At 65.8% G+C, this 8,812-nt stretch carries 11 protein-coding genes and 2 tRNA genes; 4 read left to right on the top strand and 9 right to left on the bottom strand.

Annotation, left to right across the window (positions count from 1 at the left end; translation table 11 throughout):
* The 4 genes from H5J29_RS12175 to H5J29_RS12160 form a co-directional block, all read right to left on the bottom strand.
* Positions 1–276, bottom strand: a 276-nt coding sequence (locus tag H5J29_RS12175; RefSeq protein WP_181781047.1) for a WhiB family transcriptional regulator, incomplete at its 3' end; no start/stop codon positions are given.
* A gap of 116 nt (positions 277–392) precedes the next feature.
* Complete coding sequence (locus tag H5J29_RS12170) at positions 393–626, bottom strand: hypothetical protein (RefSeq protein WP_181781046.1); 234 nt, start codon at positions 624–626, stop codon at positions 393–395.
* A gap of 4 nt (positions 627–630) precedes the next feature.
* A complete protein-coding gene (locus H5J29_RS12165) occupies positions 631–918 on the bottom strand; it encodes a hypothetical protein (protein ID WP_181781045.1) in 288 nt (95 codons plus the stop codon).
* Positions 915–1,157 (bottom strand): helix-turn-helix domain-containing protein, encoded by a 243-nt coding sequence (locus tag H5J29_RS12160; protein ID WP_181781044.1) that lies wholly within the window; start codon positions 1,155–1,157, stop codon positions 915–917. The genes H5J29_RS12165 and H5J29_RS12160 overlap by 4 nt, the downstream gene beginning before the upstream one ends.
* Before the next feature lie 171 nt (positions 1,158–1,328).
* Here H5J29_RS12160 and H5J29_RS12155 point away from each other — a divergent pair, with 171 nt between their 5' ends.
* Positions 1,329–1,655: a winged helix-turn-helix domain-containing protein gene (locus tag H5J29_RS12155; protein WP_220187305.1), complete on the top strand. Its 327-nt coding sequence runs from the start codon at positions 1,329–1,331 to the stop codon at positions 1,653–1,655.
* 138 nt (positions 1,656–1,793) lie between these two features.
* Positions 1,794–3,164 (top strand): NsdA family TPR-like regulatory protein, encoded by a 1,371-nt coding sequence (locus H5J29_RS12150; protein ID WP_181781042.1) that lies wholly within the window; start codon positions 1,794–1,796, stop codon positions 3,162–3,164.
* A gap of 54 nt (positions 3,165–3,218) precedes the next feature.
* On the opposite strand, the gene H5J29_RS12145 is transcribed toward H5J29_RS12150, so the two are convergent.
* The 4 genes from H5J29_RS12145 to H5J29_RS34960 all read right to left on the bottom strand — a co-directional run bounded on the left by H5J29_RS12145 (position 3,219) and on the right by H5J29_RS34960 (position 7,760).
* On the bottom strand, positions 3,219–3,782 hold the full coding sequence (locus H5J29_RS12145) for a hypothetical protein (protein ID WP_181781041.1): 564 nt from the start codon (positions 3,780–3,782) through the stop codon (positions 3,219–3,221).
* Positions 3,779–5,350 carry an RNA-directed DNA polymerase gene (locus H5J29_RS12140; protein ID WP_181781040.1) on the bottom strand — a complete coding sequence of 524 codons (1,572 nt, stop codon included), beginning with the start codon at positions 5,348–5,350 and terminating at the stop codon, positions 3,779–3,781. The genes H5J29_RS12145 and H5J29_RS12140 overlap by 4 nt, the downstream gene beginning before the upstream one ends.
* A 152-nt stretch (positions 5,351–5,502) precedes the next feature.
* Positions 5,503–6,411, bottom strand: a complete 909-nt coding sequence (locus H5J29_RS12135; RefSeq protein WP_181781039.1) for a phosphotransferase enzyme family protein — start codon at positions 6,409–6,411, stop codon at positions 5,503–5,505.
* Between the two features lie 53 nt (positions 6,412–6,464).
* Positions 6,465–7,760 carry a site-specific integrase gene (locus H5J29_RS34960; RefSeq protein WP_312858178.1) on the bottom strand — a complete coding sequence of 432 codons (1,296 nt, stop codon included), beginning with the start codon at positions 7,758–7,760 and terminating at the stop codon, positions 6,465–6,467.
* 27 nt (positions 7,761–7,787) lie between these two features.
* Here H5J29_RS34960 and H5J29_RS34955 point away from each other — a divergent pair, with 27 nt between their 5' ends.
* The gene (locus H5J29_RS34955) at positions 7,788–7,949 is read left to right on the top strand and encodes a hypothetical protein (RefSeq protein ID WP_246393777.1); all 162 of its coding nucleotides are present in this window, start codon (positions 7,788–7,790) and stop codon (positions 7,947–7,949) included.
* A 413-nt stretch (positions 7,950–8,362) separates the two neighbouring features.
* On the opposite strand, the gene H5J29_RS12125 is transcribed toward H5J29_RS34955, so the two are convergent.
* Positions 8,363–8,436: transfer RNA gene (locus H5J29_RS12125), tRNA-Gly, on the bottom strand.
* Between the two features lie 173 nt (positions 8,437–8,609).
* On the opposite strand from H5J29_RS12125, the gene H5J29_RS12120 reads away from it, so the two are divergent.
* Positions 8,610–8,686: transfer RNA gene (locus H5J29_RS12120), tRNA-Pro, on the top strand.
* The last annotated feature ends 126 nt before the right edge of the window (positions 8,687–8,812 follow it).

The following is an 8,812-nucleotide window of genomic DNA, read 5'->3' as shown; positions in this document are numbered from 1 at the left end:
CATCCCGTCCGGACGCTCGATGCGCCGGCCGCGGCGCTGCTCGGCGCGCTCGTGCTCGTCGAGACCACCCGCCACGCCGTGCGGGAGGGACCTGATCGCCCAGTCCAGGCACTGCGCACGGACCGGGCAGCCCGCACAGATCACCTTCGCCTGCGCCACCTGGCCCTCACGTACAGGGCCTGCCTCCGCGACTGGGAAGAACACCTCGGCGTCCATGTCGCGGCAGCGGGCACGGGACAGCCAGGCCCGCCCTCCGTCTGCGTCTCGCTCTACCATCGGAACCTCTCCTGCCGTCTGCTGATGTGCGGTGAGAACGGCCCGGCGGCTGTGTCCCGCCAAGAACCCGTCGCCGGGCCGACCCACCTCGAACTGCCTCGCTCGCTCCGGCGAACTCACTGCCCCACCCCCGCCTCCTGGCCGCCGCCGTTGAGCGCCGGGGTCGAGGCGTTGTCGACCGCGGTCAGGAACGAGCTGATCGCGTCGGGCAAGCCCCGGCCTGCGGGTGTCGCGATGAACAGCACCAAGGCGAGCAGCGAGAACGCGACCGCTCCCCCTGGTGCGCGGACCTTGGCGCAGATGAACGCGCCGAGGATCGCGACGAAGATGAGAACTCCTACCGCCTGCATGACCTCACACCTCCGAACTGATCGGCTGTCGCTCGGGCGCGAGTCGCCCGGAGCGCGCCTGCTTGGACCACCACGCCGCGTGGCGACGCGCCTGCTGCTCGGCCACCAACGCGGCGCGCCACACCGGCCGCGTCTCAGCGACCTCGAAGAGCTGGGACCACGCCCGAGCCTCGGACGCGAACAGCAGTGCCAGCCGCTCGGCCCGGTTGACCGCAGACGGGTTCGCGAGCAGCTCGTCCCGAAGCCGCCCGGCCCGATCCACGGCAGCGTCGATCTGGTCGAGAGCGCTCATCGGGCCACCTCGCTCAGCCAGCTCAGCGAGCCGTTCTGCTGCTGGGCCGCGGACTCCGCCGAGGCGATGAGCTCGTCGATGACCTTCGCGGGGACGATGTAGCGCCCGCGGATTCGCACGGCGGCGATCTCGCCGTCACGGATCGCGCGGTACACCGTCATCCGCGACATGTGGAACATCTCGGCGACAGCCTTGACGTCGTAGAACGTCGGCCTGGCCGTCGATTCTCCTGGCGACATGATCTCCCCTTCATCGATCCGTACGTGCATTGTGTGCTTTGCGCACACGGTTGAGCAAGGTGCATCCGGGTGAGCTGCCCGACGTCGATGGCGCACTATGTGTGCACAGCAACCAGCTCGTACCCGGAGGACCATATGGGCGCACCGACCGGCCGGCCTCGCTATCTCGAGGTGGCTGACGATCTCCGATCAGCCATAGCCGGCGGGACCCTCCCGGTCGGTAGCGAGCTCCCCTCCACGAGCCAACTCACCGCGAGGTACGGAGCGTCGACGACGGTCGTGCGTGCCGCCGTCAAGGAGCTCCGGAACGAAGGGCTCGTCCGCGGCCAGCCCGGCAAGGCTGTCTACGTGACCGCCCTCCCCGACTCGCCGCCTGCCGCCGGAGACGTCGAAACGCGCCTCCAGGAGCTGTCCGACTTCGTCAGATCGGCCCTCGCCGACCTCGACGCCCGCGTGCAGGCTCTCGAATCTCAGGGCCCTCACCAGCGCCGTTCCTGAGTTATCCACAACCTGGGCTGCTGTCTTCACTCATTCAGCAAACAGGGACGCGGCGTCGATCTACAGTGTGCTCAGAGGGTGCATCCGTGCACAGGGGGTGCGCGCTGGGGTGCAGGCCAGCCCGAGGGGGTGAGGCACGTGGACGGACCGAACCGCATGTTCGCCTCTGCCCTGGCCACGCTGAACTTCAGCAACAAGGGCCTGGCGGCTCGCGTCCGCGACCTGGCTGCTCGGGACGGCAACCAGCTGTCGACGGACCACATCGCGATCGGCCGCTACCTGAAGGGCATGCAGCCCAAGCGGCAGACGGCCCACTACATCGCCACGGCGATGTCGGAACGCGCGGGCCGCAGCCTGAGCCTCGCCGACCTGGGCTTCACCGCCGACGAAGGGGCAGAGCGCGAGCCGGTCGTCGGCGCTGCCGTCGAGTACCCGGAGGCCATCCAGGTCGCGACCACGAACCTCGGCGACCTCACCCGCGCAGACGTCGCGCCCGGCTCCATCGCTCCGCTCGGCCGCTGGGACAGCGCTGCGGCGCCAGGCGTCATCACGGGCTACCTGTTCGGCGGCTCCACCCTGGACACTGCCTCCCCCGCTGCCGAAGCCCAGCAGCTCGACGCGCTCACGATCCGCACCACGACCACACATCTGATGGACCTGGACTTCCAGCTCGGCGGCGGACACACGCGCGAGCTCCTGCTGTTCTTCTTCCGCAACCAGGTCATGCCGATCCTGCGATCCGCCGCAGCGACCGGCCCCGCTGGGCGCGATCTCTTCTCCGCGACGGCCGAGCTCGCCCAGCTGCTCGGCTGGAGCGCGTACGACTCCGGCCGCCACGGCGCCGCGCAGCGCTACTTCGTCTACGCGCTCCGTCTGGCGAAGGAGGCCCAGGACCCGCTGATGGGCGCGCGACTCCTCTCGAACCTGAGTCACCAGGCGAACTACATCGGCCGCTTCGAGCAGGCTGTCCAACTCGCCCGTGCCGGCCAGTCGATCCCCGGCCACAAGCGCTCCGGCGCGGTCGCATCCCTCCTATTCGCCATGGAGGCTCGCGCGCTGGCTTCACTGGGCGACGGTCCGGGATCCGCCGCTGCGATCACCCGCGCCGAACAGGCTTTCCACACCCGCGACCCCGACAATGATCCCGCCTGGATCAGCTATTTCGACGAGACTGAGCTCGCCGGCGAGGCCGCCCACTGCTTCCGCGACCTGCGCCGCCCCAACGAGACAGGCGAGTTCGCGACACTCGCGATCAAGCCAGACGTCACTCCCCCGAGGACACGCGCCTTCATCACGCTGGTTTCTGCTGTCGGCGCCCTCCATGCTGGACACCTAGACGAATCAGTCGAGATCGCGAGAGGCGCCTTGACGACGGCGGGCCCACTCCGTTCTAGCAGGTATCAGCGGTACGTTCACGACTTCATTGCGATTGTATCGAGGCTACATCCACGAGACCCCCGTATAACCAACTTCTTGAGCTTCTCGCGCGACGCTTTGACAACAGGTTAGGAAGTTGCGTTGAATCCGCTAGCTGCCAGCCACTGAGATCCGTCCAACAGCTCGTCACGGGGCAAGTTGGAGTCGCGCCGCCGAGTCAAGATCCAGGATGAACGCCCGAGCTATCAGAACTGCAAGCCTCGGCGTATCCGACCCCATAGCCACTCGCCCGCCTTCCACCTCAACAGATAGGACACGGCGCAAGTCTCTTTCAAGAGCGAGTTGCGCCTGCAATTTGCCAGTCTGCATCTGAGTGAGCGCGCCACCTCCGTGAATGATCGAATTTCGCAGCTCCACCAGCAGGCGCAGTTCCTGCACAACCCGACTACCTTGACTCCCTACCTGAAAGCCCTTGGTAAGCCACTTCAAGCGTTCATCCCAGGAGACATAGAAGCGGTCGCGAACCTCTTTGACCATCAACAGCTCAAATGCACCGTAGGCCTTCGAACGGAGCTCCACGAGGCGGCGCAGAATCTCATCCACATACGCCTCCGCCAGGGTCGATGAGGTGATAATTACAGACTCCGGCTGCTGCTCATTCAACGTAGCCGCAAGCAGAGCGAGCTTCCTCAGCCCAAGATTCGCTTGGAGCGTTGCCACGTCGGCATTACCAGTATGCTCGTCCGTCAATGCGACTTACCCCACTCAAATGCAGCTTTCGACAGCTTCGAGTCCGATCGGATTGCCCTAGCTAGCGGATCATTTTCGGCGATCTCGCCAGCTCCAGCCGCCGCAGCAATACCAGCTCGCGTTAGAGACGAAGCAGGCCCATAAGCCGCCGACACAAGACCTTTCACATCTCTATTGTCCTGATGGGCGATCGTCCAGATCGCTTGACAGCGGACAACCTCATGGGAATCCCAGGCTTGCCCCTCCGCCCATTCGAGCACATCGGTCCGACTCGCCGACTTCAGCACGGACAGATGTCGAGCAAGATAAAGCAGCCAGATCTTGGCCCAAGGACTCTGTCGACCCATCGAGCTGAGCATCTGGAGCGTGGCCCAGTTCGCGTCCAACTCAGATGGTCGCTTTCGAAGATAGTTGACCACGGGCTCAAGGCTCATTGGGATGCGAAATACGATCTCCTGAAGATTCTCATCTGAGATTCGCACCGAAGCATCAGCCAGCAGCGATACCGCTCCAGGTAACCATTTCGAACCGAGAAGATGCGGCTCTCCCTGACGCCGCACACCCTGCACCCATTCTTCGATGATCGAGAGTGCGCCTCGGTGGAGGGAGTCATCTGGACCTGCGTCGCGCTCTGACACAGGTTGATCGGCAGCTACGTCTTCGACGCCCTCGACTCCATCATCGTCATCGTCGTCGTCAGTGTCATCTTCGACCAGATCTGGACCGTATGGGCTAGCGAGAAATTCTTCGACGGTCGGCTTCGCCCCAAAATGACGAGCAAGGAATAAATTGTCGGCGTCAGCCTGATCTCGCAAAGTGTCTATCCGAATTATGCGAGTCTTTTCAGTAGACAAAATCAAGCCAAGTTCTCGCGCCGCATCGGCGGCGTCCTCGATCGCCTGGTTAGCCTGCGGCCAGGTTTCGGCAAGAATTCTGAAGTCGTCCGCATACCGCTTGGCCGGATAGCCTCTTCGCAGGAGTGACCGCTCGATTACCGAAAGATATATCTCCGCGAGCCGATCACTGGAAAGATGCAGCTGCGGGAGGCCCCTCCCCCGTGGATAGATTGACGTCAGGAGTTCGACTAGAGCCTGCGCCGCATCGACATCGAGGGTTAGTGAAATCAGCTCAGATCTGAGATCCAGGTGATCTATATACTCGTAGCATGAAGCAATATCGATCTCAACCAAATACTTGTACTTTGGATCTACAGGTTCAGCACGTCCGAAACCTTCGAACGCCATCCATTCATCAGCCGAACGGTCAGGAACACCTGAAGCGGCGACTATCCGCGATACGAGCGACGAATAAACAACATGGTCGATTGGCGACAGCAGAGTGACCGGTCGCGGACCGAATCCGCGCCGCGGCATGGTTATCGTCTCCGCCGCAGGGCTCCGCCCCTCGATATACATTGCCCGCGCAGCCTCGACCAGGCTTTCCTGCGCGTCGTTCATGCAGTGATAGAAGGAAAGCGGAGGCAGTCGCTGAACAGCCGAGCCCGCTGTCACCTCTTTGGCCGCAGCCGCCATGTCAAGGCTTTTCAGGATCGAGCCCGCGACCTTCAAGATCCGTCAAACCTCTCATCGTTAAGCACGAGATACCGACGCTGACATGCCGAGGTCCATTTCTGCAAGAAGAGCGGAATCGGCCGTTCTTGCCTACGGCGCGTACGGCTGAGTCGTACACTATCGCCTGCCATTGGCAGCGTACCGTCACACTAGAATGGCCGCCACTCTCCGGCATCACCACTTCCGCGGATCGCGCGCATGCGGAGCTGGAACTCCGCGCAGATCTCATCAGACTCACGCACGTTCTGCATCAGCCACGTGGTCATCTTGAGTTCGTGGACCCGGCGGAGGACGTCGAAGCCTGACCAGGTCATGACGTCGAACCCGTAGCGGTCGGAGAACGCCTGGTACTGCTCGGCGCTCCACCAGCCCGCGGTCGCGTACTCGGTGGCCGTCATGGCCAGGTCCCACTCAGGCTGGCCGACTGCGACGCGCTCGAAATCGATGAGGATCGGCTGCTCGTCGACGACCATCAGGTTCTGGACATGGGCGTCTCCGTGGGTGACTGCCACGTCGAGTGGGAAGCTGAGACCGGCGACGGCCTCCCGAAGTTCCGTGACCAGGTCGGTGAGGTATCGCCGGTCGTCGTCCGGGATCGGGGAGCTCTCGATCCTCGGCAGCACCCGGCCAAGGATGTCTTCCGCCGAGAGGTCGAACGAGCGAGGGACTGCTCGGCTGTGCAGGTCGCGGAGGATGCCGGCGAGGGACACGATGTCGTCCGGACTCCCCCGCCGCCCGTCCAGGAACTCCCAGAACGTCACGGGAGAGCCGTCAACCTCCAGGGGCTGTTCGTCCTTGATGGACCACACACGGGCAGCACGGATGCCCTCGTCCTCGAGCCAGCGGGCAACCGCGACTTCCTTGCGCGCGGAGTCCCGGAACGCCGGGCCACGAGCGATACGCACGATCACCGGCGGTTGGCCTGCGCGGAAGATCGCGTTCTCGCCTAGCCGGATGAGCTCGGCGTCCTCGGACGAAAGTCCGACCGCCTCGCACGCGAGTTGCATGGTCCGGGTAGCGGACTCTCGACCGAAGGTCCGGCCCTGCTGCGTGCTCATCACCCACAGGCTAAGGGCACGACTTGACGATGGCTCAACGTCCTCGGGGACGGTCAGGACGTCCAGGGCGAAGCGACGAAGGACAGCAGGGGCTCGGGCTCGCCGGGCACGTGAACGTCCATCTCATAGTCGGCGATCTCCGCCTCGTCGCCGCCCGACCGGCGCACAGCCGACGCGAGAACACCATGCAGGGCAGCGGCGTTCGCGGGGTCGAGAGCCGTCGAGAATGTGGTGACAATCTGCCCGCGATGCCACACCGTCAGCCGGAGCAACCTCGCCTCGGTCGGCTCGGGCGCGATCTGGACGGGCAGCGCCAGCACTTCGGCAGCGGGTGCGACGGCTGTGGGTGCAGCGAGGGACTCGGCAACGCACAAGGGGCCTCGGCCTTGGCGGGTGAGAAGACCCCACTCGGTGAGCAGCACCAACGACCGCTTCGCCGTGGCCAACGAAATCTCGTGCTGCGCAGCGAGATCCACTGCGGAGGGCGCGGGATCGCCGGGGGCGATTGTCTGATCGTCGATCAGCTCGGCGACCGCGGCGGCCACAGCCTGGTAGGGGTATCGAGGGTCGCTCCTGATCTGCTCGACCTCGTTGAGCTCGACGGGTCGTCGTGGCATCCCGGCCCCCAGGCCCTTCGCTGCGCGCTGATCAGCCTCGGAAACCCATGCCGTGTAGGCCTTGAGCGTCGTCGTTCCTCCCCCGCTGTGTCCGAGCCGACCTGCCACGGTCCGCGGGTCGACGCCGCCGGCGATCAGCTCGGTCGCCGAGTAGTGGCGCAGCTTGTGGATCGTCGTCTCGATGCCGAGGCGCGCGACCATGCGGTCGTAGCGCTGGGTCACGCTGTCCGGGGTCAGGAAGGTCGAGCAGTCCGGGGCTCCCGAGAACAGGTAGGCGTCCGGACGGAGCTCCACGCCGATGGCGTCGGCCCGAGCTCGGCAGCGCGAGAGGTGGGCCCGCAGAACCGTGACGGTCTCTGCGTCGAGCGCGATTCGGCGCTGCTGGTGCGTCTTGAGGTCCGCCTCGGTCCAGCCGGCCCCGGGCTCGCGCCTGATCGCTCGGCGCAGCCAGATCGTCTCCCGACCTTCGTCGAGGTCGACGGCCGAGACTCGGATGCCACAGAACTCTCCGCGGCGCGCGCCCGTCGTCATGGCCGTCCAGACCAGGGTTCCCCAGTCGGGGTCTCGCCACGACTCGTTCACGATCCGCGCCGCCTCGGCGGCCGTGGGCGGCTGCGGGTTCGGTCTCGGGGGCGGAGGAGGCTCGGCCTGCGCCATCGGGTTCACCGCCAACCAGCGCCACCGAACGGCACGCTTGTAGGCGCCGGACAGGATGAAGTGGATGTGCCGCACGGTCGTCGGCGCGAGGGGTTTGCACTGGTGCGGGGCACAGCGGTCGTCGCAGGCGTGCGGATCGGCGCTGTGGTGGTCGACCCTGCGGCGACCCGCGCACCGGGACCGGCACCGGAGGAGCTCGCCGTAGAACGAGTCGAGGGTCTCCGGGTCGAGCTGGCCGACCCGCAGGTGACCGAGTACCGGTGAGATGTGGTTCCGCACATGCGTGCGGTAGAGGTCCAGCGTCGTCGGTGAGCCCGAGAACTGGTCGAGGTAGCGTTCCAGGAGCTGGTCGATGGTCGCGCTCGTCCGGGGGTTGCGCTTCGCCGCGACCTCAGCGAGGAACCGGATCCTGACGTCCTCGGCCTCGCGCCGAGCCTTCGGGCCCGCGGGAATGTCCTCGCGGAGGTAGTGCCGACGGCCCGTCACGGGGTCGATCCCGGCGTACACGGTCACGCGCAGTCGGCCGTTGGGGCGGGTCTCGATGGACCCTCGCGCCCGGCTCTCGGCCGAGCTCGCGCGTCTAGGCATGACCACAGGGTAGGGAGGTTTCGCCCCCTTGGTGATCCCCCTGTGGACAACTCAGCCGGTCCGTCTCGGAAGAACCTGCTGGTCAGAGGTGGAGCGGGCGACGGGAATCGAACCCGCGTAGCTAGTTTGGAAGACTAGGGCTCTACCATTGAGCTACGCCCGCGTGCCCCCGGATCGCTCCGTGGGCCCGGTCAGGATAGCCGATCAGGTTCCGACCTCCGGCAGGCTCCCCGGCACGTCTCGGCCGGCCTCCGCGGCGCCCCGTGCGGGTCGGGGTGGCAACCCTGTCCCGGTCGACACGTGGCGTCGCCCGGGGTGGCCTAGACTCGGGGCCGACGGGGTGTGGCGCAGCTTGGTAGCGCACTCGCTTTGGGAGCGAGGGGCCGTGGGTTCAAATCCCGCCACCCCGACCAGTCGTCCGGCGGGGGTCCCTGAGCGGGAAGCGGGCCAGGACGGTGCGGTGCGTGTCGTCCGTCGCCGTCCAGAGCAGCTCGCCGACGGCCACCTCGCCGGCGAGGTGCCTGCCGCGCAGGTGCGCC

The organism is Pseudonocardia pini, assembly GCF_013870575.1.
GTDB lineage: Bacteria > Actinomycetota > Actinomycetes > Mycobacteriales > Pseudonocardiaceae > Pseudonocardia > Pseudonocardia pini.
This window is presented reverse-complemented; position numbering and strand designations above follow the sequence as displayed.

Bases quoted from the DNA above. Each gene is read 5' to 3' on its own strand.
- H5J29_RS12170 (WP_181781046.1), bottom strand. From the start codon at position 626: ATGCAGGCGGTAGGAGTTCTCATCTTCGTCGCGATCCTCGGCGCGTTC.
- H5J29_RS12165 (WP_181781045.1), bottom strand. From the start codon at position 918: ATGAGCGCTCTCGACCAGATCGACGCTGCCGTGGATCGGGCCGGGCGG.
- H5J29_RS12160 (WP_181781044.1), bottom strand. From the start codon at position 1,157: ATGTCGCCAGGAGAATCGACGGCCAGGCCGACGTTCTACGACGTCAAG.
- H5J29_RS12135 (WP_181781039.1), bottom strand. From the start codon at position 6,411: ATGAGCACGCAGCAGGGCCGGACCTTCGGTCGAGAGTCCGCTACCCGG.